Raw genomic sequence first — 24,725 nt, forward strand, 5'->3', positions numbered from 1 at the left:
AGGGCGTGCATCGAGAAGACAGATTATCCCATCCCGGCAGAACTGATGCCGTCAACCCCGTCCTGGTGAATAGATACCCTTCATCCATCTCTATCGGACTGCGGGCACTGGTCACTATTATTCAGCCGCCCGGGGAATATTTGCAGCAAATAAAAAACAATTTACCCAACTTGCTTAACAACTTGTTTGAGAAGGGGTGAAACAAATTAATAAATACCCTGTTTTTTTATATCTTGAACAGGGCCGTGAATTATTTCCGTTTCAGATAACTGGAAAACGCTATCACATTATCCGGCAGCGGGGGCTCTGCCATTTCCTGACAAGATTCGTTCTGCAGATCCAGAATGTGCTGGCGCATGGCGTAGACCGAGTCATGCATCATGTTGGCTATCCGGATGCAGCTGTCGAGGTTGTTTCTTGCCAGGCGGCGCTGGCAGTCGATGCGAAATTGCAGACCTCGCAACCGACGTTGCCGCTCTGGCCCCACCTGGGCGATCAGGGTCTCTATCTGCTGGTGCAGCAGCGCGTCGAGTCGCTCCGGCTCGGCCAGCGCCCAGTACTTCAGGGTATCGAAATCAGGCAGCTCCATATACCCTCCTGGCCGGACCTCGCCCATGGAATGGAACGACGCCGGGCACATCACTATTTCACTGTCCCTAGGGAAGGTTATATAGGATGGTGGCGATTTTGGGCCATTCACCGCCGAGCCACAGGAGTCCGGTTTTTGGCACGGATTGCGCATCGTTGGCGGAAAAAATCATTTATTCCTTATGATTCATGAAATTAACCGAATCCGGCCTGCGTCAGTTTTTTTATAAAATTTCAGCGCCATTTTTCTCGGCCTTATGCCTTATTAAGGAACTTTCCTCAAAATTGTTTTTCATTCGACTCTCTCCCAGGCTCGACGCCCTCCCCTTGTACCATCCGGCGGTTTAACATATCTCACTGATTATGTTATTTTATTTACCACTTTATTGCGGCAACCAAGGGCAGACCATGAGCAAGGCAAGAATCGGTATCGTCACCGTCAGCGATCGCGCCAGTGCAGGCATCTACGAAGATCTCTCCGGCAAGGCCATCATCGACACCCTGAACGCCTACCTGACCTCGGAATGGGAGCCCGTCTATCAGGTGATCCCCGACGAGCAGGATCAGATTGAGGCGACCCTGGTTCGGCTGGTGGACGAGGAGCAGTGCTGCCTTGTCGTTACCACGGGGGGCACAGGGCCGGCCAGGCGGGATGTGACCCCGGAGGCCACCGAGGCGGTGTGCGATCGCATGATGCCGGGCTTTGGCGAGCTGATGCGGGCCGAGTCCCTCAAGTTCGTGCCGACCGCCATCCTGTCGCGCCAGACCGCCGGCCTGCGCGGCAGCTCGCTCATCGTCAACCTGCCGGGCAAGCCCAAATCGATCCGCGAGTGCCTGGATGCGGTCTTCCCTGCCATTCCCTACTGCATCGACCTGATGGAAGGGCCCTATCTCGAGTGCGACGAGGCCATCATCAAGCCGTTCCGCCCGAAGAAATAAGCACTGGGCGGGGATTTTCCCCGCCCTTTGCTCATTTGCGCCCATACACCTTGACCCCTGCCCTGCTCCCTTCCGAATTGCCGTACACCTCGATGCGCTTGATGCAGAGTCGGCTGCCGAGGGATTGCCACCCCGACTCCTGATCCTCTCTCAACACCTTGTCGAAATAGAGGGTCTTGCTGCGATCGTTGCCGTAGAACACCTTGACCCGCTCCAGGGTCAACTCCCGCCCTGCCTTGACCATGATGGATTTGGTCGGCCGGCAGGCGAGCATGGGAATGATGGCGGGATGATCGCCGACCCCGAGCAGAATGGTCTGCCCCAAGCGGATATCCTCGTCGGCCATGGCCGGGGGAACAGCAGCCCCCAGCAGCGCCATGGGTACGCAGATGCGCAACGCGCGGGCAAGAGTGGACGAGGAGTGAAGGGAAAACAGCGCTGACATGATGCCTCCTGAAAAAAGGAGTCATGATAAGGGCCGATGCCAGACCCAAGCTGTACTGGCCCTGTACCAGGGGCCATGACAATGGCCGGAGGCCCGTGTGGGTAACGGGGGCCTGGGCCCCCGTTACCCCTGCCGGACGCGCTAACCGCCCCACATGGCCGACAGCCGCGACTCCATGGCCTCTTCCTGCTCATCCGGCAACTCGGTGAAGAAGTCGAGCCCGGTCTGCTCCTCCACCTCATCCACCGTCACCACATAGTCCGCCAGCTTGCTGGCCGAGACGTTCTCTTGCGGCAGGATGAAGGCGATGGCCCGCTTGCCCGCCAGATCCATCACCACCCGGTAGTAGGCGTGGGGCACGGTCACGCCGTTGCCGATGGCGCCATCGGAGTGGGTGAAGATGGGGCCGGTGATCACCTGCACGCTCTTGTAGGTGATGGCCCACTGCCGGGTCTTCTCCTCCAGGATGCGCCAGGCCCCCTGGTTGAGCGCCGGCAGTTGCGGGGTCATGTTGGTCAGCAGGAAGCTCTGCTTCATGGTGTTGGCGGTGGAGCGCATGTCCGCCGCCGGCGCCTGGTGGCCGCGGCCATAGCCCGAGCCCTTGTAGTCCGACAGGGTGGCGCGAAACTGCACCGGCACCTCCTTGTCCTCGGCGAAGGCATCCTTGCGCGGCACCTGGCCCTGGGCGCTGGCGGCCGTCATCCGGTAAGAGACCCAGTCAGAGACCTTGGTGTCGTAGTTGTACCCGGCGGCATAGCCCTCCCGGCACAACAGCTGACTGGATTGACCGGGTACCCCCTGGGTGACGTGCTCCCCGCACTGGAATCCCGCCGCCAGGCTCGGGAAAGTGGTGAGAGTGAATCAGATAGCCAGAACTAATTTATTGATATTATTCATTATTATGCCACTCCTTGTGTTAGGCGGAGTGATTTGACACCAGGTCGGATGAGTAAGGCAATCGCACAAATAGCGAGCAATCCGGAAATGTGAAGAGGACGGCAAAACCGCAAACAAGGCGCCGCCAACCGGGGGATTGTCATCCCGCCGTCACTGTGCTGAGGGGGGAATTTCTCCAGCACGATCAGAGGGATAAGGGGTCAACACCGAGGTACTCTGTCAGCACAGCGCCCGGCTCCCGCCACGCACGCCCCTGGCCGGGTCAGGGAATATCGAAAAAATCCCAACGAAATAAGGGATCCTCAAGCCCGATAATTAGTCCGCGCTTGTTTGCTCGAGATCAAACGGAGCCATGAAAAGCCCTCTAGAATCAGCCCGTCATCTATTTGGGGCGCCATGAAAGGGGGCCGTTCATTGCGAAAATGCCCGCAGGATTTCTCCTTCATGAATAAGCGTGCCCCGTTGCCGGAATACATCATGGCGCCGCCTCATGCCACGCTTCAAATAACGATGACGACAGACCTTTCATAACAATTAATCCGGTCTGGCACCGTGTACCCTGCGTTTCCAACGATGCCATTGATGAGGCCTTCCTGCCGGAAGGCCAGGAATGGCCGTGCTTTTCAATCAGGATAAGGATGCATGATGAAAAAGTCCCTGCTGGCTGGCGCCCTGCTGCTCTGCCCTGCCGCCTTTGCCGCCACCACACACTGGGAATACAGCGGCGAGGCCGGCCCGGCGAAATGGGCCAGCCTGACCCCGGAATATGGCCAGTGTGCCGGCAGCAACCAGTCGCCGGTCAACCTCTCGGGTCTGGTGAAGGCCGATCTGGCCCCCCTGCAGTTCCACTATCAGGCGGGTGGCAAGACGCTGGTCAACAACGGCCACACGGTGCAGGTCAACTATGTCCCCGGCAGCACCCTTGAGCTCGACGGCATGCACTTCGAGCTCAAGCAGTTCCACTTCCACGCCCCCAGCGAAAACCTCATCGAAGGCAGGTCCTACCCCCTGGAGGGTCACCTGGTCCATGCCAATGACAAGGGGGAGCTGGCGGTGGTCGCCGTGATGTTCGAGCCGGGCCAGGCCAATGGGGCCCTGAGCCAGGCCTGGCAGGTGTTGCCAGCCAAGGCGGGGGAGATCCATGCCTTCAAGGAACCCATCTCGGCAGAGCAACTGCTGCCCGCCCAGCACGACTACTACCGCTTCAGCGGGTCCCTGACCACCCCACCCTGCTCGGAAGGAGTGCGCTGGCTGGTGATGAAGGAGCCGGTCCAAGCCAGCCAGGCCCAGATCGATGCCTTCAAGGCGGTGATGCACCACCCCAACAACCGCCCCGTCCAACCTCTCAACGGGCGACTGGTGCTGGAATAAGGGGGTTATCTCACCGATTCGCGCAATAAAAAGAGGGCCTGCTGGCCCTCTTTTGCATCTTTCGCAAAGGTGTTTACAGGCTGGCGGCAATCTTTGCCCCCAGAGCAGTGCTGTTCAGCACCCGCTGGCTATTAACTGCCAGGGAGTTGCCACCGGTCAGCTCGCACACCCGGACGACCGATCACAGGCTGGCAGCGATGCGCGCCCCCAGCGCGGCGTTGTTCAGCACCAGCTGGATATTGGCCGCCAGGGAGTTACCACCGGTCAGCTCGCACACCCGGGCCAGCAGGAAGGGGGTGGACGCCTTGCCCTTCACCCCCTGCTCGTCCGCCTCTCGCAGTGCCTGGGCAATGGCGGCGTCGATGTCGGCCTTTGGCATGGCAAACTGGGTCGGGATCGGGTTGGCCACCACGGCGCCCCCGGCCAGCCCCAGCTCCCACTTCAGACGCAGCGCCTGCGCGATGGCCGCCGGGCTCTCCAGGCGGTAATCCACCTTAAAGCCGCTCTCCCGGGTGTAGAAGGCGGGCAGCTCCTCGGTCTGGTAGCCGATCACCGGCACCCCCTGGGTCTCCAGATACTCCAGAGTCAGACCGATGTCGAGGATCGACTTGGCGCCGGCGCAGACCACGGCCACCGGGGTCTGGGCAAATTCCTGCAGGTCAGCGGAGATGTCGAAGGTCTCCTGGGCGCCGCGATGCACGCCGCCGATGCCGCCGGTGGCGAACACCCGGATCCCGGCCATGGCGGCCACTATCATGGTGGAGGCTACCGTGGTCGCCCCCAGCCCCTTGTTGGCCAGCACGAAGGGGATGTCGCGACGGCTGCACTTGGTGGCGGCGTGCCCGGCACGGCCCAGCGCCTCCAGAGCCCCCGCATCCAGACCCACCTTGAGGCGGCCATCGATGATGGCGATGGTGGCCGGCACGGCGCCGTTGTCCCGCACCACCTGCTCCACCTGGCGCGCCGTCTCCACGTTCTGGGGATAGGGCATGCCGTGGGAGATGATGGTGGACTCCAGGGCCACCACCGGCTTGCCGGCGGCCAGCGCGGCGGCAACTTCAGGTTGGATATCGAGGTAAGCGTTCAACATGGGTACTCCTCCAGCATGCGTTCAACGGCGGCCTTGGATAGGCCGGAAAAGACGGTATCGGAACAATTGACGGTGAGGGCGGCGCAACCGAGGGCGAACCGGGTTGTCTCCATGATGCCCTGCTCCTGCAACCAGGCGTGGGCCAGCCCTGCCATGAAGGCATCGCCGCCGCCGGTCACGTTGACGACCGGGCTGCCGAGCACGGGCAGATGGCCCTGGCAGGCCCCGTCGCTATAGAAGATCCCCTGATCGCCGAGGCTCAGGAAGAGCCGCTGCACCCCGGCGCGGTGGAACCAGGCCGCCGCCATGGGCCAGGTGTCGGGCCCGCCGATGGTGAAGCCGCACAGCTGCTCCGCCTCGGTGCGATTGGGTTTGAGGGTGTGGATGCGGTGCAGCCAGGGGCGGATCTTCTCCACCTTGGCCACCGACACGGTGTCCACGAAGATGATGTGCTCCCCCTGGCGCTCGAACAGCCAGTCCAGGGTGTGGGTGGCGAGGTTGGTGTCGAGCACCCAGAGCCGGGCCGCGCCAAGAAAACCGCTCAGGGGGGTGAGCCGGGCCGGGGTGAGCTGCTCGATGATCCCCATGTCGTTGACGGCGCAGCTCATCTCGCCGCTGCCATCGTGCAGGCTGAGATAGCAGGAGGTCGATTGACCCTCCAGTACCAGCACCTGGCGCACATCGACCCCGGCGCGCTGGCTCACCTCCAGCAGGTGGTGGCCGTATTGATCGTTGCCCACCGCAGTCAGCAGGCGAGTATCGGTGCCAAGGCGCGCCAGGTTCTCGGCGATGTTGCGCCCCACCCCGCCGGCGGAGGTGCGTACCCGGCCCGGGTTGGAATCCCCGATGCGCAGGTTGTCGTGGCTGCAGCCACAGATATCCATGTTGGCGCCGCCGATCACCACGGCGTAGGGGCCTTCGCGCAGCACATAGCCGCGCCCCTGCACATAGCCCTGGCGCATCAGGCTGGAGATGTGGCTCGCCAGCGCGGAGCGGCTGATGCCGAGCCTGTCCGCCAGCTCCTGCTGGGCAATCATGGGATCCTGGCGCAGCAGGGCGAGGATCTCTTGCTCACGTTCCGTCATAGACAAACATCCAGTTGCAAACGTTTGTCCATTATTTCCGAAAAACGTTTTCCCGCCATCCTCTCGTGCAAGAAATGTCGGGTCAGCCACAAAAAAATCACCGGGCAAGCCCGGTGATAGAAAAACGGTTTTCAGATGGTGCCACTCACCCCAGCTGTACCCAGACCTCGTTTCCCTCCAGCCGCACCGGCCAGCAGGCGACGCTCAGGGCAGGATCGTCCAGACAGCGACCGTCCATCAGGGCGTAGCGCTGCTTGTAAAGGGGCGAGGCGACCACGGGCTCCCCACCGGCATCCCCCACCAGACCACGCCCCAGCACCGCCACGCCGGCCAGGGGATCCACCCCGTCCAGGGCATAGACATGCTCCCCGAGGCGAAACAGCGCCAGCACCCGCCCCTCCAGCCAGGCGCTGCGCCCGGCCTGCTCCGGCAGCGCCGCCAGCTCGCATACCCTATGCCAGGCTCCAGGTTCTGACTGTAAGGTCTCTTCTTTTATGTCGCTCATACCACCTCCTTGATAGCGATATCCGGCACCCATTGCCCCCGCTCCTCACGGCGCGGCGGCGTCTCGTCCTCGGGCCGGTTGACGAAGGCCTCGAACAGCTTGAGCTTGTCCGGATCCGCCAATGTGCTCTTCCACTCGCACTGCCAGGTGCCGACGATCCCCTCCATCATGGCCTCCAGCTCGGCACCGATGCCGAGCCTGTCCTCGATGATCACCGACTTGAGGTAGTCGAGCCCCCCTTCCATGTTCTCCATCCAGACCGAGGTACGTTGCAGTCTGTCCCCGGTGCGCACGTAGAACATCAGCAGCCGGTCGATGTAGCGGATCAGGGTCTGCTCGTCGAGATCCGTGGCAAAGAGGTCGGCGTGGCGCGGCCGCATCCCGCCGTTGCCGCACACATAGAGGTTCCAGCCCCGCTCGGTGGCGATGACGCCGATGTCCTTGCTCTGGGCCTCGGCGCACTCCCGGGTGCAGCCTGAGACCGCAAACTTCAGCTTGTGTGGCGCCCGCAGCCCCTTGTAGCGGTGCTCCAGGGTCTGGGTCAGGGTCATGGAGTCCTGTACCCCGTAACGACACCAGGTGGAGCCCACGCAGGACTTCACGGTGCGCACCGACTTGCCGTAGGCCTGACCGGTCTCGAAGCCCGCCGCCACCAGCTCGCCCCAGATGGCGGGCAGCTGGTCGACCCGGGCGCCGAAGAGATCGATGCGCTGGCCGCCGGTGATCTTGGTGTAGAGGCCGTACTTGCGCGCCACTTCGCCGATGGTGATGAGCCCCTCCGGGGTGATCTCCCCCCCCGGGATACGCGGCACCACCGAATAGGTGCCGTCCTTTTGCAGGTTCGCAAGGAAGGCGTCGTTGGTATCCTGCAACGCGCGGTGGGGCTTCTCCAGCACGTGCTCGTTCCAGAGGGACGCCAGGATGGAGGCCACCGTCGGCTTGCAGATGTCGCACCCCAGCCCCTGGCCGTGCTTGTCCCGCAGCGCCTCGAAGCTCTTCAGCTCGCCGACCCGGGCCAGGTGATAGAGCTCCTGACGGCCGTAGGCGAAGTGCTCGCACAACCCCTTGTCCGCCTCGACGCCAAGGTCCGCCAGGGTCTGATCCACCACCTGCTTGAGCAGGTTGCTGCAACCGCCGCAACCCGTGCCGGCCTTGGTGCAACTCTTCACCGCCGACAGCTCGTGGTTGCCCGCCCGAACGGCGGCCACCACGTCCCCCTTGCTGACGTTGTGGCAGGAGCAGAGGATGGCGCTGTCCGGCAGCACCAGGGGCGCGGGGGCGGCCCCGACCTCCCCCACCAGCAGGGAGAGCGGCGGCTGGGGCAGCGCCACCCCGTTCTGGTAGTACTGCAGCAGCCGCTCGTAATCGGCCCCGTCCCCCACCAGGATGGCGCCGAGCAGCCGATTGCCCTCGCCGTCGGTCACCTGCTTCTTGTAGATGCCCTTGACCCTGTCCAGCAGCAGCAGCTCCTGGGCACCGGCGGTGCTGGCGTGGGCATCGCCGATGGAGCCCACGTCCACCCCCATCAGCTTGAGCTTGGTGGACATGTCGGCCCCGATAAAGCGGGTCTCGCCGCCACACAGGCTGGCCACGGCGGCCCGGGCCATCTGGTAGCCGGGGGCCACCAGGCCGAAGATGCGCCCCTGCCAGAGCGCGCACTCGCCGATGGCGAGGATGGCGGGATCCGAACTGTGGCAGCCGTCGTCGATGCAGATGCCGCCGCGCTCCCCGACCACCAGCCCGGATTGCCGGGCCAGGGTGTCGGCGGGTCGAATACCGGCGGAGAACAGCAGCACGTCGGTCTCAATGTGGGAACCGTCCTTGAAACGCAGGCGATGACGGGCCTGCTCCCCCTGCTCAATGCACTCGGTGGCTTTCTCCACCAGCACCTCGACCCCGAGGGCCTGGATCTTGTCCCGCAGCACGGCGCCGCCGCTCTCGTCGAGCTGCACCGGCATTAGCCTTGGGGCGAACTCCACCACCTGGGTCTTGAGGCCGAGCAGGCGCAGGGCGTTGGCCGCCTCCAGCCCCAGCAGGCCGCCACCGATGACCACGCCGCTGCGAGCCTGGGCGCAGGCATCGCGGATGGCGGCGAGATCTCCCAAGGTACGGTAAACGAAGCAGCCCTCCCGCTGATGACCGGGGATGGGGGGCACGAAGGGCACCGAGCCGGTCGCCAGCACCAGACGGTCGTAAGGGAACTGCTCGCCGTTGGCCAGCGTCAGGGTGCGGGTGGCCCGGTCGAGCACCTCCACCTCGGCCTCCAGCCGCAGCGCAATGCCGCTCTCTTCATACCAGGCGGGGTCGGCCATGCGCAGGGCCTGGGGCGCCTTGCCGCCGAATACCTCGGACAGATGCACCCTGTCGTAGGCGGGGTCCGGCTCGGCGCCAAATACCGTCACCTCGAACCGGCTCAGGCCACCGGCCGCCACCAGCTGTTCGACGAAGTGGTGACCCACCATGCCGTTGCCCACCACCAGCAGCCGTTGCTTTGCGGTCTGTTCGGCGGAACCACTGTTCTGGCGACCGAGCAGGCCCATGCCGTCCTCTGTCACCCACTGTTGCTCTTTGTCTGTCATGTCTCTCTTCCTTGAATCCGGCGGGCTCAGGCGCGCAGCTTGCTGCGCACCTGCCCGGCTGCCTTGAGGGGGGTCACCTTGCGTTGCTTCTCGTAGAGGAAGCGCAGCACCTGCTGGCGCAGCTTGTGGTAGTGGGGATCGTCCGCCAGGGCGACCCTGTCTCTGGGCCTTGGCAGGTCGACTGTCAGGATCTCACCGACCGTGGCGCTGGGGCCGTTGGTCATCATGACGATGCGATCGGAGAGCAGCACCGCCTCGTCCACGTCGTGGGTGATCATGATGACGGTGTTGCCAAGCTCCGCCTGGATCGCCATCAGCGCGTCCTGCAGATGGGCCCGGGTCAGGGCATCGAGGGCGCCGAACGGTTCGTCCATCAGCAGCACCTTGGGGGAGAGCGAGAGGGCGCGGGCGATGCCGACCCGCTGCTTCATCCCCCCCGACAGCTCGTGGGGCATCTTCTGGCTGGCGTGATCCATCTGCACCAGGGAGAGGTAGTAGTCCACCCGCTCCGCCACCGCCCGCTTGTCAGACTCCACCTGGGCCACCGCCAGCGCCACGTTCTGCTGGACGCTGAGCCAGGGCAGCAGGGCGTGGTTCTGGAACACCATGGCACGCTCGGGCCCAGGCCCCGCCACCTCGCGACCATCGAGAATGATGCCCCCCAGGGTCGGCTCCAGCAGCCCGGCCACCAGGTTGAGGACGGTGCTCTTGCCGCAGCCCGAGTGACCGATGAGGGAGACGAACTCCCCCTTCTCGATGCGCAGGTTGACCCGGCTCAAGGCCTCGAAGCTGCCCTGCTCCGTCTCGAACGAGATGCCGACGTCGCTTATCTCCAGATAACTCTTCATTGGCTCTTCTCCTGCCTGAATAGAAATGTGATTAACGCAGCACCTGGCGCTTGTCCCAGGACAACCACTGCTGCAGGGCCAGCATGCCCCTGTCCAGGGCGCAGCCGATGAGGCCTATGGTGATCACCGCCACCATGATGCGGGCCAGAGACGCAGAGCCGCCGCTCTGGAACTCGTCCCACACGAACTTGCCGAGCCCCGGGTTCTGGGCCAGCATCTCCGCCGCGATCAGCACCATCCAGGCCACCCCCAGTGAGAGCCGCAGCCCGGTGAAGATCATGGGCAGGGCCCCGGGCAGCACGATGCGCCGCACATGGGTCACAAAGGAGAGGCGCAGCACCCGGCTGACGTTGTGCAGATCCCCATCCAGCCCCGCCACCCCCACCGCCGTGTTGATCAGGGTCGGCCAGAGGGAGCAGAGGGTCACCGTCAGGGCCGAGGTGAGGAAGGACTTGGCAAGCCAGGGGGCGGGATTGGCGTAGAGGGCGCTCACCACCAAGGTGATGAGGGGCAGCCAGGCCAGCGGCGACACCGGCTTGAGCAGCTGGATCACCGGGTTGGCTGCGCGATAGAGCCCCTGGTTCATGCCGAGCAGCACCCCGCACGGAATGGCGATCAGGGTCGCCAGCGCGAAGCCGCACAGCACGGTGAGCAGGCTGGTGGCTATCTGATCGAAGAAGGTGGGGCGCCCTGTGTAGGGACGCAGCTTCACCTCGGCCGCCGGATCCGCCGCCAGCCTTGCCGCATTGCGCACCTGCTGGCGTTCGAGGAAGGCCGCCGCCTTCTCCCGCTCCTGCAGATGCTCCTGCCCGAGGGACCAGAGCTGGCTGGCGGTGGCGAGCGGCCCCGGCAGGGTGCCCAGACTGGTCTGCACCTGGCTCGCCCCCCACTGCCAGAGGCCGAGGAAGAGCAGCACGCCGAGCAGGGGCTGCACCATGATTTTCCAGTTGATGGCTTTTAAATGGATGAGGGGCCATGTGTGTCGTTTCATCGGGATCTCCTTGCTCATTGCACCCGCTCATCGCCCTTGAGGCCGATGGCGAACTGTTGCAGGTAGGCGTTGGGGTGGCGGCCGTCGTAGATGAGGCCGTCGATGAAGCCATCCTGGGGGCCGCGATAGCCCTGCTCGCTGGCAAAGTCTGGGAAGTCACTGGCCTTGAGCTTGCCCTCGGCGATGAGGGCCTCGGCGGCCTGGCGATAGACGTCCGGTTGATAGACGGCCTTGGCCACCTGCTCGAACCAGGCGTCCGGCTTGGCCTCGGGGATCTGGCCCCAGCGCCGCATCTGGGTCAGATACCAGATGGCGTCGGAGTAGTAGGGATAGGTGGCGTGGTGGCGGAAGAAGACGTTGAAGTCCGGCACCTGGCGCTTGTCCCCCCTGGCGTACTCGAAGGTGCCCGTCATGGAGCTGGCGATCACCTGCTCGTCCGCCCCCACGTACTCGGGTTTGGCCAGCAGCTTGGCCGCCGCGCGCCGGTTGCCGTTGTCGTCTGCATCCAGCCACCAGGCCGCCCGCAGCAGCGCCTTCACCAGCCGCACATGGGTGTTGGGGTGACGTTCGGCCCACTGCCGGGTGACGCCGAACACCTTCTCCGGGTTGTTGCGCCAGATCTCGTTATCCGTGATGACGGGCACCCCTATGCCCCTGGCGACCGCCTGCTGGTTCCAGGGCTCCCCCACGCTGTAGCCGGCGATGGTCCCCGCCTCCAGGGTGGCGGGCATCTGGGGGGGCGGCGTCACCGACAGCAGCACGTCCGCCTGGCGCTGGCCCGAGTTGTCCCCAAGCTTGGGCGCATAGAAACCGGGGTGCAGGCCGCCTGCCGCCAGCCAGTACCTCAGCTCGTAGTTGTGGGGGGAGACGGGGAAGACCATCCCCATGTTGAAGGGCTTGCCCCCCTGGCGATACTCCGCCACCACGGGCTTGAGGGCGGCGGCGCTCACCGGGGGCGGCACCTGGCCCGCCTGCGGCCTGGGCAACTGGGGCGCCATGGCGGCCCAGACGCTGTTGGCCACCGTGATGGCGTTGCCGTTGAGATCCATGGCGAACGCCGTCACCAGTTCGGCCTGGGTGCCGATGCCGATGTGGGCCGCCAGGGGCTGGCCCGCCAGCATCTGGGCACCGTCCAGCTCGCCGTCTATCACCCGATCCAGCAGGATCTTCCAGTTCGCCTGGGCTTCGAGGGTGACGTAGAGTCCCTCATCCTCGAAATAGCCCCGCTCGTAGGCCACCGCCAGCGGCGCCATGTCGGTCAGCTTGATGAAGCCGAGCCTGAGCTCCTCCTGCTCCGGGGCTCCCAGTGCCAGCACCGGCAGCGACAACGCCGCCAGCAGCAGTCCCGCACATCCTTGTCGTCCGTTCATTGCATCTCCTCCCTCGGTTCCGGGTCAGGGCCATGGCGCCAGGCTGCCTGGAATCGCAGTGCCACCTCGTTGCAGCGCTGCGACCCAAGGTGCGTCGCGACCAAAAAAAAGCCCCGCCGATCCGGGATCGGCGGGGCTTCTTTGCCCTGTTGCGGGTGAGTGGCCTGACCGGCCCCTCACTGCGCATCGTTACTTCATTGCTATCGTGTTTTTGTTATTCACTTTCCGTGCCAGCTCGTCCAGGGTGCATCAGGCGGCCCTTTGCGGCCTGTGGTGCCCTGATCCTCCCTCAAATTTGCCTCAATTAGGCGCAGTTGCACCAAAACGGTTGGCCACGGGAGCGCTCAGGCGGGCAAAGCCTGCAGCAGTTGCCGCGCCAGCTCCCCCAGGCTCAGGTGACGGCTCATGGCGGTGCTGCGCATCAGGCGATAGGCCTCGTCCTCGTCCAGCCCCTGATGGCGCATCAGGCGTCCCTTGGCCTGCTCGATGAGCCGCCTATCCTCCAGCTTCTGGCGCAGCTCGCTCTCGGTCTGCATCAGGGCCTGCACCATGGCGAGCTGACTGCGGGCCAGGCGCAGCCACTGCTCCACCGGCTCACGCTCGCCGCAAGGGTGGGGCACCAGCAACACCCCCTGCTGCAACAGGGCGAGCTGGGTATCGCCCCCCAGCCGCTCGCAGAACAAAAGGCGCGGCATGTCGGGCCAAAGGGAGAGGCCAAGGCGTACCTCGGCGCTGAACTGGCGGCAACTGACGAGCAGGGCATCCCCCCTCTGCGTCGGCGTCAGCAACTGGCGGGTATCGAGGATCCCGGGCTGATGGCCGTAGTGACTGACCAGCAGGGCCAGGCGGTTCGCCTGGCCCGGGTCATCGGCGTGGATCAACAGCCGGGAAGCGGGGCCGTCCTGGCCCCGGGTGGAAAAAGTGGTCATGGCGCTCCTTGTCGGCGACGATCGCGTTCTGTCTGGCGAAAATGCCGCAACATGAAGGCCAACTCTTTGAATCTACCTCCTTTTTATCTATCAGGAGGTAGTGGGGGTAGAGGGACAATCGCCCCTCAGGCGACCCGTTCCAGGGCCTCCGTCAGCAGCCCCTGCAGCTCGGCGCGCAGCCGCACCACCTCCCCCATGATGATCAGCACCGGGCTCTGGCCCAGCAGGGCACGGGCGGCCTGCTCCAGGCCATCGAGCGTGGCCTCGTGCACCTGCTGGCGGGGGCTGCAGCCAGCCACCACCAGGGCCACCGGCAGCGCGCCCGGGGCCCCCGCCCTCAACATCCCTTCCCGAATGCGGGCCGCCCGCTCCAGCCCCATGTAGAACACCAGGGTGTGGCCCGCCCGGGTCAGCCCCTGCCAGCCCTGATAGTCGCGCTCGTCCATCAGGTGCCCCGTCACCAGGGTCAGGGAGCGGGCCAACCCCCTGTGGGTCAGGGGAATGAAGCTGCTGGCGGCGCAGCCCAGGGCCGCCGTGATCCCCGGCACCAGCTCGGCCTCGATGCCGTGCCGGGCCAGGTGCAGCGCCTCCTCGCCACCGCGCCCGAACACCAGGGGATCCCCTCCCTTGAGGCGCACCACCCGCTTGCCCGTGCGGGCCAGGGCCAGCAGCAGGGCGTTGATCTCCTCCTGGGTCGGGCTCGGCTCACCGCAGCGCTTGCCCACGTCGAAGCGGGCCGCCCCGTGGGGAATGCGGGCCAGGATCTCGCTCCCCACCAGGCGGTCATAGACCACGACCTCTGCCGCCTCCAGACGGTGCAGGGCGCGCAGGGTCAACAATTCGAGGGGCCCGGGGCCCGCTCCCACCAGACTGATTTGGCTCATCTCAGGCTCCTTGTGTCCTGGCACCGCACTAAGCGGATGCCAGGAAAACATGTTTGATCAACAGCTTGTCGATTTCGGGCAGACAGGTGCCGCAGTTGCTGCCACAGCCGAGCAGGGCCTGCAGCCCCGCCAACTCGCTCACCCCCTGCCGGGTGATAGCATCGACGATGCGCTGCTCCGAGACCCGCAGGCAGGAGCAGACCAGCCGGCTCTCCCCGGCCAGGGCCTGGCTCAGGGTCTGGCTCAGGGCCCCCGCCTGGAGCGGCGTGCCGAGCAGACTGGCCAGCAGGTCGACCTTGATGTCCGGGCGCCGAGCCCCCACCAGCAGGATCCCCTCGATACGATCCCCTGCCAGGGCCACGGCCAGCCACCCCTCCTTCATGGGCAGCCTGAGCCAGTGCCCCTCGGCCCCCAGCCGTTGCCACAGGCTCTCTGTGCTCTCTGACCAGGAGGCCAGCAGGGTGCAGTTACCCTCGGGCAGGGGGCGCCTGGCCCACCAGTCCACCGGCTCGCGCCACTCACCCCGGCCACACCAGAGCCCTTGCCAGCGGGTGAGCTGCGCCCTGGCCTGCACCCGCCCCTGTTTGAACATCGGCTGGCCGGAAAGGGGATCCACCACGGGGGCGATGAGGCGGTTGACCGCCCCCTGGCTGCACTGGCTGTCGGTCCAGTGCATGGGCAGAAAGGCCTCCCCCTCCCTGAGCCCCTCATCCAGCCCCACCAGCAGCAGCGCCTCCCCGAGCCCGTTGCAAAGGCGCACCATATCCCCCTCCTTCACGCCAAGCGCCAGCAGGCTGGCGGCCCCCATTCGCACCCTGGGCCAGGGCTCGGCCTCCTGCAACCGGGGCACGTGGCCGGTGCGGGTCATGGTGTGCCACTGATCCCGCAGGCGGCCACTGTTGAGGAGCAGGGAGACAGCCCCTGCAAGCGGGAGCGTTTCTGGCTGCTCGGGGAAGCGCTGGGCCAGGGCCAGCAGGCGGGCCCGGCCATCCGGGGTGGCAAAGCGCCCATCCTCGAACAGGCGGGCCCTCCCCTGGGGCCAGTCAGCGTTGACGGGCCAGCGCAGGGGAGAAAGGGCCTCGAATTCGGCACGGGTGAGACCCGCCAGCCCGGAGATGTCGAACTGGCGGGATCCGTCGTTCTCAAACCCGGAGAGGGCGGCATGCTCGCAGAAGATCTCGTGCTCGTGCTCATAGGCGAACCCCTCGCCAAAGCCGAGCCGACGGGCGAGCCGGGTCAGGGCCCACCAGTCGGGCCTGGCCTCCCCCGGCAGGGGCAGGAAGGCGCGCTGGCGGCTGATGGTGCGCTCGGAGTTGGTGACGGTCCCGCTCTTCTCTCCCCAGGCGGCGGCAGGCAACAGCAGGTGGGCGAGGCGCGCCGTGTCGGTGTTGGCGGTCACCTCGGAGACCACCAGCAGCTCGCAGCGGCTCAGGGCCTCGCGCACCCGGTTGCCGTCCGGCAGGGAGACGGCCGGGTTGGTGCCGAGCACCCAGAGCGCGCGGATCTCCCCCCGGTGCACCGCCTCGAACAGCTCGACGGCCTTGTGCCCCGGCCCGCGCACCATGGTCGGACTTCCCCAGAAGCGCTGTACCCGATCGCACTCGGCCTCGCCAAAGCCCATGTGGGCGGCGAGCTGGGTTGCAAGCCCCCCCACCTCGCGCCCGCCCATGGCGTTGGGTTGCCCCGTCATGGAGAAGGGAGCCGCCCCCGGCTTGCCGATGCGACCGCACATCAGGTGGGCGTTGATGATGGCGTTGGCCTTGTCCACCCCCTGGTTGGACTGGTTGATCCCCTGGCAGAACAGGGTGACGGTCTTGGGGGTACGGGCAAAGAGCTGGTAGAAACCGATCAGATCGCTGCGGGAGAGGCCGCAGCTGCGGGCCACCTCGTCCAACTGCCAGGCCGGATCGTCCAGCGCCGCCGCCAACGCCTCGAAGCCGCTCACGTGCTGCGCCACATAGGCCTTGTCCCAGCCATCGACATCGAGCAGGTAACGGCACAGGCCGTTCCAGAGCGTCACGTCGCTGCCGGGTTTGAGCGCCAGGTGCAGATCCCCCTGCTCCGCCGTCATGGTGCGGCGGGGATCCAGCACCACCAGCTTGAGCTCGGGGCGCCGCGCCCTGGCCTGCTGCAGGCGGCGAAACAGCACGGGATGGGTCCAGGCGGTGTTGGCACCGGTGAGCACCACCAGATCGGCGAGCTCGAGATCCTCGTAGCAGGCGGGCACCAGATCCTCCCCGAAGGCGCGCTGGTGGGCCACCACCGCCGACGACATGCAGAGCCGGGAGTTGGTGTCCACGTTGGCGCTGCCCAGATACCCCTTCATCAGCTTGTTGGCGACGTAGTAATCCTCGGTGGTGAGCTGGCCCGACAGATAGATGCCGATGGCATCCGGCCCGGACTCGGCCAGGATGGCGGCAAAACGCTCCGCCAGGGTGTCCAGGGCCTCCTCCCAGCCGATGCGCTGCCCCATCCAGCGCGGATAGAGCAGGCGGTCGGGAAAGGCCAGGCTCTCCAGCAGGCTGGCCCCCTTGACGCACAGGGCGCCGCCGTTGGCCGGATGCTGCTCATCCCCCTGCAACTGCCAGTTGTCACCCTCCCGGCTCAGCCGGATGCCGCACCCCACTCCGCAATAGGCACAGGTGGTCTTCATTCCCTTGCTCCTTGTCATGTGTCTGACGAGGGGCCCATAAAAAAAGCGTCCGCCCCCCTGCGGGGACGGACGCCTTTGTCCGGATGCCTCATCGTCTTGTATGGGGAAGTGACTGCAAACCCCGCGCCAGGATGCAAGGGGCGCCGCCATTGCGCATCAGGGTGTCTGGCTGCGCCGCCACGGTGCAGCCGCCCCCTTGTTGGGCCCGCCTTGCGGGAATCCGCCCCGCACGCTGGGCAAGGGGCCCACCGGGGGTATAATGCGCCGCCACACAGGAGAGAGAGATGAAAGTGTCAGATGAAGGCGCTGCCGGGCAGCACCGGGCAGATGCCCGGGAGAGAGGGCGCTATTGCGCCATCGGGCTGGTCAATCCCAAATCCCCGGAGAACGTGGGTGCCGTGATGCGGGCCGCCGGCTGCTACGGGGCGGACGAGGTCTACTACACGGGGCAGCGCTTCGAGCTGGCACGCCGTTTTGTCACCGACACCAAGCAGATGGTGGAGAAGATCCCCCTGCTCGGGGTCGAGGAGCTGCTGGACTTCGTGCCCGAGGGCTGCACCCCAGTGCTGGTGGATTTGATCGAGGGGGCCACGCCCCTGCCGGATTACGTGCACCCCGAGAGAGCCTTCTACATCTTCGGCCCGGAGGATGGCACCCTGGAACCCGCCCGCTTCGCGGCGGTGAAGGAGGTCATCTATGTGCCGACTCAGGGTTGCATGAACCTGGCCGCCTCGGTCAACGTCATCCTCTATGACCGGTTGGCCAAGACGCTCAGAGCCAAAGGCTGAGGCAGGACAAGACGTTATCTATGTGGCCAGACCGACAGGCTGCATGCACCTCACCGCCTCGGTCAACGTCATCCTTTATGACCGGTTGGGCTGAGGCAGGACAAGAGGGGCCCGATGACGGCATCAGGCCCGACAGCTAGGGCTGTGGCTTGTTCGCCCGCACCACCTGCTCCCTGAGAAAGTCCTGGTAGTAGTCGTACAGCTTGTTCTGCCGATAGATCTCCGCCAGCTTGCCCTGCCTTATCAGGGTGCGCATGCCGGGATCCCAGAGCCCGTGCAACTGCCTGCCCTTCGGGGTATCGGCGAAGATGGGGTAGGTCGGGATCCAGCGCAGGAATACCTGTACCAGCTCGGGGGGAAGGGAGCCTTCGGGGTAGAGGGCGCCGTCGGTCAGGTAGTAGCGGTAACGCCCCTTGATCAGCAATTGCAGCGCCATCTCGTGGCTGTCTATCTCGAACCAGCGCATCGGCTCCGGGATGAACTTGTCAAAGGCCCACCCCCTCAGCCAGAGCACCTCCTGCTCCTTGAGGCTGTGCTCCCCTGCCCAGTGCGGCAGCCAGCGCTTTTGCATCACCACGCTCACGTAGTCCGCCGAGTAGGGGTAGTCGGGCTGATGGACCCCGGGCACCTCTCCCCGATAGACCCCCATCGCCATGTCCCCCTCCTTTTGCGACACCACCGCCAGTGCCCGTTTGTAAGGCACCATGTGAAGCTTCACCTCGTGCCCCAGGGGTTCATAGATGGCTCGAACCACATCCAGATAGACCCCCTTGCCGTCCCGGTGACAGAAGCCGGGCCAGTCGTCGCAATAGACTTGTATGGTGTCTGCCCGCACGAACGAGGTGATCAGCAGGCAACAGAACAGAAAAAGACGAACCATGATTATCCTCAGTGATATGGCACTCGGCAGATGCTCACCGCCGGACGGCCCGTTCAGGCATACAGATAGCATAGAAAAACAGAGTCCCGGCCGACATTTTCCCCATTTTGCGAGCGGGTCGAGGGTTATTGTCGCCCCACAGCGTATCATGGCAAACAAGATTCATTAGTAGCCCAACTTGAGGGGAGATTCTCATGCCAACCATCAAATCCCTGCTCTGCCCCGTCGATTTCTCCGAGATGTCCAGAGCGGTACTCGACTACGCCGTCTTCATGGCCAACACCCACCAGGCCGAGCTCAAACTGGTCCACGTGGTGGATCAGCTGCACGGCTTCGACAGCTACAAGATCCTGCACATGACGGCCATCGAGATCACCCACGAGATGGAGCGCCAGGCCAAGAGTCAGCTCAAGGAGCTGGTCGCCTGCCTGCCCATTCCGGCCAAGTTCGAGGTCCGTTTTGGCCGCGCCGCCGATGAAATCGTCCTCCAGGCGAAGGAAGACAAGGTGGATCTCGTGGTCATGGGCAGCCATGGCCGCTCCGGCATCACCCACCTGCTGGTGGGCAGCGTGGCGGAATCCGTGGTGCGCCACGCCCCCTGCCCTGTGCTGGTGGTCCGCAAATAATCCCCGCCTGATGCGCCAAGGCCAGCATATGCTGGCCTTTTTGCTGTTTATTGCCATGAGATGCTCATCGCAGCAGACTCGCCGGCAGGGTCTCAGCCATGGGCATAGATGACGCTCCCTCCCTTGATGGTGTCGATGATCGCCCTGGACTGCTCCCTTGGCAGGGCCGGGCATCCCCAGCTGCGCCCCAGCTTGTCAAACTTCTGCAGATGCCTGGGGCTGGCATAATCCGCCCCGTGCACCACGATGGCGCGCTTGCGGGCATTGCTGTTCTTGCCGGGACTGAGGCCGTCGAGACGCAGGGAGTAACCATGCTTGCCCTGATAGGTCTCGGCGGTGCGGTAGACCCCCAGGGAACTTTGCCGGGAATTCATCTGATTGGAGAACTGGCGGGCGGCCAGCTCCCCCGAATTGCGGCCGTGGCTGACCCAGGTGTGGTAGAGCAGCTTGTGGCGCTTGACGTCGATGACGAACAGCCGGCGCATGGTCGAGGGCTTGCTGTAGTCGATGATGGTGAGAATGGGTTTTCGCTTGTGACGCACGCTCTGGTAACCGTCCAGGGCCTTGCGAAACACGCGGCTGTCGAGCTTGCCGGCCAGCCCGAGCTGACGATAGAGATCCTGGTCCCAGCTGGCGTGGCTGGCGCCGCTGAAACCGAGCGCCCCCAGCAGCAGTGGCAGGCTCAGCCAGAGGCTGCCCCACCACGCACTCCTATCCTGTCCCTTCATCCTTGAAGTTGCTCCCCTTGCTGTCGCTGGCCTGATGCCCCGGGTGACACCGCATCCTGCTGGATAGTTATATGCAAGCCATTGATTGCGAGCAATAAAAAAGCACAAAAATGCCGACCTGAGTCGGCATTGTCCTGCTTGCTGAGCGTGCCAGGATCAGGCACGGCTGAGATAATCCGCCTGCCCCACCCACTTGTAGCTGGTGAGTTCGGTCAGCCCCATGGGGCCACGGGCGTGAAGCATCTGGGTCGAGACCGCCACCTCGGCCCCGAGGCCAAACTGGCCGCCGTCGGTGAAGCGGGTGGAGGCGTTGACATAGACCGCCGCCGAACCGGCCCCGTTGACGAAACGCTCGGCATTGGCGAGGGAGTTGGTCAGGATGGCATCGGAGTGGCCGGCGTTGTGCTCGCGCATATGGGCGAGCGCCTCGTTGACGTCCGTCACCACCTTGACCCCCAGGGTCAACCCCAACCACTCGGTGTCGAAATCTTCCGGCCCCGCGTCGCACAGGTTGTTGCTGCCAGCCAGCAGCGCCATGGCATTGGGCGCGCCCACCAGGGTCACCTTGCGCTCGTTCATCAGAGCCACCAGTTGCGGCAGCAAGGTGGCCGCCACCTTCTCGTGTACCAGCAGGGTATCGAGGGCGTTGCAGGCGGAGGGGCGCTGCACCTTGGCGTTCTCGATGACCGCCAGGGAACGCGCCAGATCGGCGCTCTCGTCCACGAAGATATGGCTGATACCGAACCCGCCGATGATGACGGGGATGGAGCTGTTCTCCTTGCACATCTTGTGAAGACCCGCGCCGCCGCGGGGGATGATCATGTCCACGTAGCGGTCGAGGCGCAGCAACTCGGCCACCAGCGCCCTGTCCGGGTTGTCGATGTACTGCACCGCCGCCTCGGGCAGGCCGGATGCCGCCAGGGCATGCTGGATCACCCGCACCAGCTCCAGGTTGGAGTGGAAGGTCTCGCGACCGCCGCGCAGAATGCTGGCGTTGCCGGTCTTGAGGCAGAGGCTGGCGATGTCGATGGTGACGTTGGGGCGCGCCTCGTAGATGACGCCGATGACTCCGATGGGCACCCGGCGACGGGAGAGGCGCAGGCCATTCTCCAGCACCCGGCTGTCGATTTCGGCCCCGACCGGATCGTCCAGAGTGATCACCTTGCGCACATCCGCCACGATGCCGGCAAGGCGCGCCGGGTTGAGCAGCAGGCGATCCAGCATGGCTTCCGTGAGCCCCGCCTCGCGCCCGGCGGCGATGTCTTTCTCGTTGGCCACCAGGATCTGGGCACTGCGTGCTTCCAGTTCATCGGCGATGGCCGCCAGCGCCCGGTTCTTCTGTGCCGTACTGACGGTGGCCAGTTGATAGGCGGCTTCACGGGCCGCCTGCCCCATTTTCTCCAGACTCATCACAGTTCCCTTTTGTTCATGCGGTGCCGCCCTGTTCAGAGCAGCACCATATCATCACGGTGGATGGCCACGGCCCCATAGCCGTAACCCAATACCTGTTCAATCTGATCCGAGTGGACACCGCGCAGCCGATCCAGCTCCAGATGGTCGTAACGGCAGATACCGCGAGCCAGCTCGCTCCCCTTGGGATCCAGGATACGCACCACGTCGCCACGCACGAAATCTCCCTTCACCGCGACGATGCCCTTGGGCAGCAGGCTGGAGCCCTTCTCCTGCATGGCGGCCACGGCCCCCTGATCCACCTGCACTTCGCCGTGAGGAGGGGGCCCTGCCAGGATCCAGCTCTTGCGCCCTTCCAGGGGGGATGCCAGGGCCGGGAACAGGGTCCCCACCCGCTCCCCGGCGGCGAGTCGGCCGATCACTTCCGGGATCTGGCCGGTGGCGATCACCACGTCCACCCCGGCGCGGCGCGCCACGTCGGCGGCCTGCAACTTGGTGGCCATGCCACCGGTGCCAAGGCCGCTCACGCTGTCACCGGCGAGGGAGCGCAGGGTGTCGTCTATGGTCTGCACCTCTTCGATGAGCTGGGCATCCGGGTTGGTGCGCGGGTCGGCGGTGAAGAGCCCCTTCTGATCCGTGAGCAGGATCAGCAAGTCCGCATCCGCCAGGATGGCCGCACGGGCGGAGAGGTTGTCGTTGTCCCCCACCTTGATCTCGGCGGTGGCCACGGCGTCGTTCTCGTTGATGACGGGGATGATGCGGTGATCAAGCAGAGTGCGCAGGGTGTCGCGGGCATTGAGGTAGCGCTCCCTGTCTTCCAGGTCGGCGCGGGTCAGCAGCATCTGGCCGATGTGCAGCCCGTAGAGGTTGAACAGGTCCTGCCATACCCGGATGAGCTGGGTCTGACCCACCGCCGCCAGCATCTGTTTGTTCGGCAGGGTAGGCGCCAGCGGAGGGTGGCCCAGATGCTCACGACCGGCGGCGATGGCCCCCGACGTGACCAGCACGACACGGTGCCCGTGTCGATGCAAGGCGGCACATTGTCTGACCAGCTCGACCATGTGGGCACGGTTGAGGCGGGCAGATCCCCCGGTGAGCACGCTGGTGCCCAGTTTGACGACTATGGTTCTGTTTTCCATGGGAACGAAGGGTTAGAAAAGTAAGGAATCCCTTTATACCCACGGCCCCCCTGCCCTGCAAGGCAATTAAGCCTCGCCAGGCAGTTGCGGGCTCGGTGACAAAGCATCGGGGTACCCCGCACCGGGAAGATGCGGGGCTTGGGGATCAGGCTGCCGTCACGCTCAGTTCGGCGGTCACCTGCTTCGCGGGGGAGAGGGTGCACTCCAGCTGGGTCAACTTGCCGCTGATGAGCTTGTAGAAATGTTGCAGGGTGCGTTCCACTTCCGCCTGATGCTTCTTGGGCAGCGCCTTGTCGATCCACTCCCCGTCCGCGTTGTAGAACCCCGTCTGATAGTGGTAGCTGAAGCTGTGATCCGCCTGCTCCAGCACCAGCCACCAGCCCCAGAACTCCCGCTTGTCCGGAGCAGGCTTGGCGCTGACACAGACGGACAGGCAGTCAAAGCGGTAACGGCCCTCCTCGCACAGGTCTTCACGCAAATAGGGGCCAATGGCCGCGAACTGCCGAAGCAATCGCTTGTAAGTCACTCTTTCTGACATGCTAACCTCCCTGTTGAACAAGCCATACCATCACATGGTGATGTTACATTTTTAGTTTTATATCATGTACATAAGTGCTTTTTTAGCCAATCTACCGTCTCTTTCAGTGCCTCGTCATAGACCTCGAGCAGTGGCTGCTTGTCAAACACCACCGCCTTGCCGTTGCGACTCGCAGCGGCCAATGCCCGGACATCCTGCTCGGGACAAATAAAATCTTTCTTGTGCCCGATACTCAATATCGGCACGGAAGTGCGACTCCCCAGCAATCCCTGGGTCTTGAGGGAGAAGACCTGACACTTGGTGCGCAGCAGATCCCACTGGGCCGCGTCCGCCCCCAGCCGGTTCGCCAGCCCGTCGCGCATCATGCGCGGGCAGCGGGCGAACATCTCCTGATTGGTGAACACCTGGTTGATGCCGGCACCGATGCAGACCACGGTCCTAAGCTTGAACGGCTCGACGAAGGCGAGACGGGCCGCCACATTGCCGGCGAGGCGGAACCCCACCATGGCGATGCGCTGGTGATCGACCCAGGCCACCTCCGAGAGGTAGTTGAGCACCGCCTGGTGCAGGCGGCTGGTGTCCTGCACCAGGGGCCAGTGTTCGGCATAGCCGGTGCCCGGCATGTCCAGGGAGAGCATCCCGATGCCGTGGGGCTCGAGACACTTGAAATAGAAGTTGAGGAAGTCCACCTGAAGCGAATCGATGCCACCGCTGACGATGACCAGGGGCACAGGTTTCTCGGTGGTGGGCAGATGCAGGTAGCCCTGGATGGTCTTGCCCCGAAACGGGACCTGCAGCTCCTTGAGGGGCACCTTGAACAGGCGTCCGGCCTCGCGATAGGCCATGTTGCCGAGCAACTGGGCCTGATCCGCCAGCTCGTCGTGCTTGAGGTGGGGGTAGCTTGCGATGGAGTAGTAGCGCACTGCCTTGAGCAGGCTCTTCAGCGCCGCGGCGCGATCCCCTTCCCCCAGCAGCGTCCGCCCCGTATTGAAATAACGGCCGGCGAGCTGACTCCACTCATAGACCCAGTTGCCGGGCACATAGCCCTTGATGGTGTCCAGATAGCGTTCGTGACTGCGCTCCCCCTGCCCCATGGCGATGTGCGCCAGGGTCTGCTCCACCTCGACGGGATCGGCCCCCTGCCAGGCCCAGGTCGGTCTGCGCAGCAGGCGATACCAGCGGGGCGACAGGGCGCCATCGATGAAGCTGTCAGACAGTGCGCTGTCTTGCTCGTCGACGGGGCTCGAGTTGGAGACTTCGGAAGTTTCCAATACCTTTTTGACCCGGGTAAACAGCTTTTCCGTCAGATTGGTATCGTCGTTTGGTTCCAAAATGGTGGCTCTTCTGTCTCAAACAATGTCCCATCTTAACCACTTTTCACATCGAGCAGCCACACCAGAAACGCATTGAGCCCCAAAAGGGGCTCAATGTGGTCAACCTTG

At 64.6% G+C, this 24,725-nt stretch carries 24 protein-coding genes; 5 read left to right on the top strand and 19 right to left on the bottom strand.

Going from position 1 to position 24,725, the window contains the following annotated elements; all coding sequences use genetic code 11:
* Window positions 1-200: hypothetical protein (locus tag PG892_RS04355; RefSeq protein ID WP_270825139.1), on the top strand; the 200-nt coding region annotated here is incomplete at its 5' end.
* A 50-nt stretch (window positions 201-250) separates the two neighbouring features.
* Here the strand turns inward: PG892_RS04355 and PG892_RS04360 are convergent.
* The gene (locus PG892_RS04360; RefSeq protein ID WP_010675440.1) at window positions 251-589 is read right to left on the bottom strand and encodes a DUF3135 domain-containing protein; all 339 of its coding nucleotides are present in this window, start codon (window positions 587-589) and stop codon (window positions 251-253) included.
* A 407-nt stretch (window positions 590-996) separates the two neighbouring features.
* Here PG892_RS04360 and mog point away from each other — a divergent pair, with 407 nt between their 5' ends.
* Complete coding sequence (mog, locus tag PG892_RS04365) at window positions 997-1,527, top strand: molybdopterin adenylyltransferase (protein ID WP_039040332.1); 531 nt, start codon at window positions 997-999, stop codon at window positions 1,525-1,527.
* A gap of 31 nt (window positions 1,528-1,558) precedes the next feature.
* Here the strand turns inward: mog and PG892_RS04370 are convergent, their stop codons facing one another.
* Together PG892_RS04370 and PG892_RS04375 are read right to left on the bottom strand one after the other, a co-directional pair.
* The gene (locus tag PG892_RS04370; protein ID WP_029314779.1) at window positions 1,559-1,906 is read right to left on the bottom strand and encodes a DUF2541 family protein; all 348 of its coding nucleotides are present in this window, start codon (window positions 1,904-1,906) and stop codon (window positions 1,559-1,561) included.
* 207 nt (window positions 1,907-2,113) lie between these two features.
* Window positions 2,114-2,809, bottom strand: coding sequence for a DNA/RNA non-specific endonuclease (locus tag PG892_RS04375; RefSeq protein ID WP_270825187.1), 696 nt, complete (start codon window positions 2,807-2,809; stop codon window positions 2,114-2,116).
* A gap of 705 nt (window positions 2,810-3,514) precedes the next feature.
* Between PG892_RS04375 and PG892_RS04380 the strand changes: the two genes are divergently transcribed.
* Window positions 3,515-4,240 (top strand): carbonic anhydrase, encoded by a 726-nt coding sequence (locus PG892_RS04380; RefSeq protein WP_043154286.1) that lies wholly within the window; start codon window positions 3,515-3,517, stop codon window positions 4,238-4,240.
* 181 nt (window positions 4,241-4,421) lie between these two features.
* Here the strand turns inward: PG892_RS04380 and PG892_RS04385 are convergent, their stop codons facing one another.
* From PG892_RS04385 to PG892_RS04430, 10 genes are all read right to left on the bottom strand, one after another.
* The gene (locus tag PG892_RS04385; protein ID WP_183148851.1) at window positions 4,422-5,330 is read right to left on the bottom strand and encodes a pseudouridine-5'-phosphate glycosidase; all 909 of its coding nucleotides are present in this window, start codon (window positions 5,328-5,330) and stop codon (window positions 4,422-4,424) included.
* A complete protein-coding gene (locus tag PG892_RS04390) occupies window positions 5,324-6,415 on the bottom strand; it encodes a PfkB family carbohydrate kinase (RefSeq protein ID WP_042014421.1) in 1,092 nt (363 codons plus the stop codon). The genes PG892_RS04385 and PG892_RS04390 overlap by 7 nt, the downstream gene beginning before the upstream one ends.
* Before the next feature lie 145 nt (window positions 6,416-6,560).
* Window positions 6,561-6,920 (bottom strand): nitrite reductase small subunit NirD, encoded by a 360-nt coding sequence (nirD, locus tag PG892_RS04395; protein ID WP_103259643.1) that lies wholly within the window; start codon window positions 6,918-6,920, stop codon window positions 6,561-6,563.
* Window positions 6,917-9,499: a nitrite reductase large subunit NirB gene (gene nirB, locus PG892_RS04400; protein ID WP_270825140.1), complete on the bottom strand. Its 2,583-nt coding sequence runs from the start codon at window positions 9,497-9,499 to the stop codon at window positions 6,917-6,919. The genes nirD and nirB overlap by 4 nt, the downstream gene beginning before the upstream one ends.
* A gap of 26 nt (window positions 9,500-9,525) precedes the next feature.
* Complete coding sequence (locus PG892_RS04405; protein WP_010675449.1) at window positions 9,526-10,347, bottom strand: ABC transporter ATP-binding protein; 822 nt, start codon at window positions 10,345-10,347, stop codon at window positions 9,526-9,528.
* Window positions 10,348-10,378: 31 nt separating this feature from the next.
* Complete coding sequence (locus tag PG892_RS04410) at window positions 10,379-11,338, bottom strand: ABC transporter permease (protein WP_052815472.1); 960 nt, start codon at window positions 11,336-11,338, stop codon at window positions 10,379-10,381.
* 14 nt (window positions 11,339-11,352) lie between these two features.
* Window positions 11,353-12,708, bottom strand: a complete 1,356-nt coding sequence (locus PG892_RS04415) for a CmpA/NrtA family ABC transporter substrate-binding protein (RefSeq protein WP_162540650.1) — start codon at window positions 12,706-12,708, stop codon at window positions 11,353-11,355.
* A 344-nt stretch (window positions 12,709-13,052) separates the two neighbouring features.
* Complete coding sequence (locus tag PG892_RS04420) at window positions 13,053-13,637, bottom strand: ANTAR domain-containing response regulator (RefSeq protein ID WP_010675452.1); 585 nt, start codon at window positions 13,635-13,637, stop codon at window positions 13,053-13,055.
* A 125-nt stretch (window positions 13,638-13,762) separates the two neighbouring features.
* On the bottom strand, window positions 13,763-14,521 hold the full coding sequence (cobA, locus tag PG892_RS04425; protein ID WP_010675453.1) for a uroporphyrinogen-III C-methyltransferase: 759 nt from the start codon (window positions 14,519-14,521) through the stop codon (window positions 13,763-13,765).
* Window positions 14,522-14,549: 28 nt separating this feature from the next.
* Window positions 14,550-17,174 (bottom strand): nitrate reductase, encoded by a 2,625-nt coding sequence (locus PG892_RS04430; protein WP_119196946.1) that lies wholly within the window; start codon window positions 17,172-17,174, stop codon window positions 14,550-14,552.
* A 284-nt stretch (window positions 17,175-17,458) separates the two neighbouring features.
* Here PG892_RS04430 and PG892_RS04435 point away from each other — a divergent pair, with 284 nt between their 5' ends.
* Window positions 17,459-17,962 (top strand): RNA methyltransferase, encoded by a 504-nt coding sequence (locus tag PG892_RS04435; RefSeq protein ID WP_109112242.1) that lies wholly within the window; start codon window positions 17,459-17,461, stop codon window positions 17,960-17,962.
* A 136-nt stretch (window positions 17,963-18,098) separates the two neighbouring features.
* On the opposite strand, the gene PG892_RS04440 is transcribed toward PG892_RS04435, so the two are convergent.
* Window positions 18,099-18,842, bottom strand: a complete 744-nt coding sequence (locus tag PG892_RS04440; protein WP_109112243.1) for a substrate-binding periplasmic protein — start codon at window positions 18,840-18,842, stop codon at window positions 18,099-18,101.
* A 194-nt stretch (window positions 18,843-19,036) separates the two neighbouring features.
* On the opposite strand from PG892_RS04440, the gene PG892_RS04445 reads away from it, so the two are divergent.
* On the top strand, window positions 19,037-19,468 hold the full coding sequence (locus PG892_RS04445) for a universal stress protein (RefSeq protein ID WP_041212463.1): 432 nt from the start codon (window positions 19,037-19,039) through the stop codon (window positions 19,466-19,468).
* Window positions 19,469-19,560: 92 nt separating this feature from the next.
* Here the strand turns inward: PG892_RS04445 and PG892_RS04450 are convergent, their stop codons facing one another.
* From PG892_RS04450 to frsA, 5 genes are all read right to left on the bottom strand, one after another.
* On the bottom strand, window positions 19,561-20,196 hold the full coding sequence (locus tag PG892_RS04450; RefSeq protein WP_109112244.1) for a murein L,D-transpeptidase catalytic domain family protein: 636 nt from the start codon (window positions 20,194-20,196) through the stop codon (window positions 19,561-19,563).
* Window positions 20,197-20,352: 156 nt separating this feature from the next.
* Complete coding sequence (locus tag PG892_RS04455; RefSeq protein WP_323135254.1) at window positions 20,353-21,609, bottom strand: glutamate-5-semialdehyde dehydrogenase; 1,257 nt, start codon at window positions 21,607-21,609, stop codon at window positions 20,353-20,355.
* A gap of 32 nt (window positions 21,610-21,641) precedes the next feature.
* Entirely contained in the window at window positions 21,642-22,745 is a 1,104-nt protein-coding gene (gene proB / locus PG892_RS04460) for a glutamate 5-kinase (protein ID WP_010675460.1), read from the bottom strand.
* A 145-nt stretch (window positions 22,746-22,890) separates the two neighbouring features.
* The gene (crl, locus tag PG892_RS04465; protein WP_039040346.1) at window positions 22,891-23,283 is read right to left on the bottom strand and encodes a sigma factor-binding protein Crl; all 393 of its coding nucleotides are present in this window, start codon (window positions 23,281-23,283) and stop codon (window positions 22,891-22,893) included.
* 62 nt (window positions 23,284-23,345) lie between these two features.
* Window positions 23,346-24,614, bottom strand: a complete 1,269-nt coding sequence (gene frsA, locus PG892_RS04470; RefSeq protein ID WP_010675462.1) for an esterase FrsA — start codon at window positions 24,612-24,614, stop codon at window positions 23,346-23,348.
* Window positions 24,615-24,725: the final 111 nt, after the last annotated feature.

The organism is Aeromonas sp. QDB68, assembly GCF_027707405.1.
Classification (GTDB): domain Bacteria; phylum Pseudomonadota; class Gammaproteobacteria; order Enterobacterales; family Aeromonadaceae; genus Aeromonas; species Aeromonas caviae.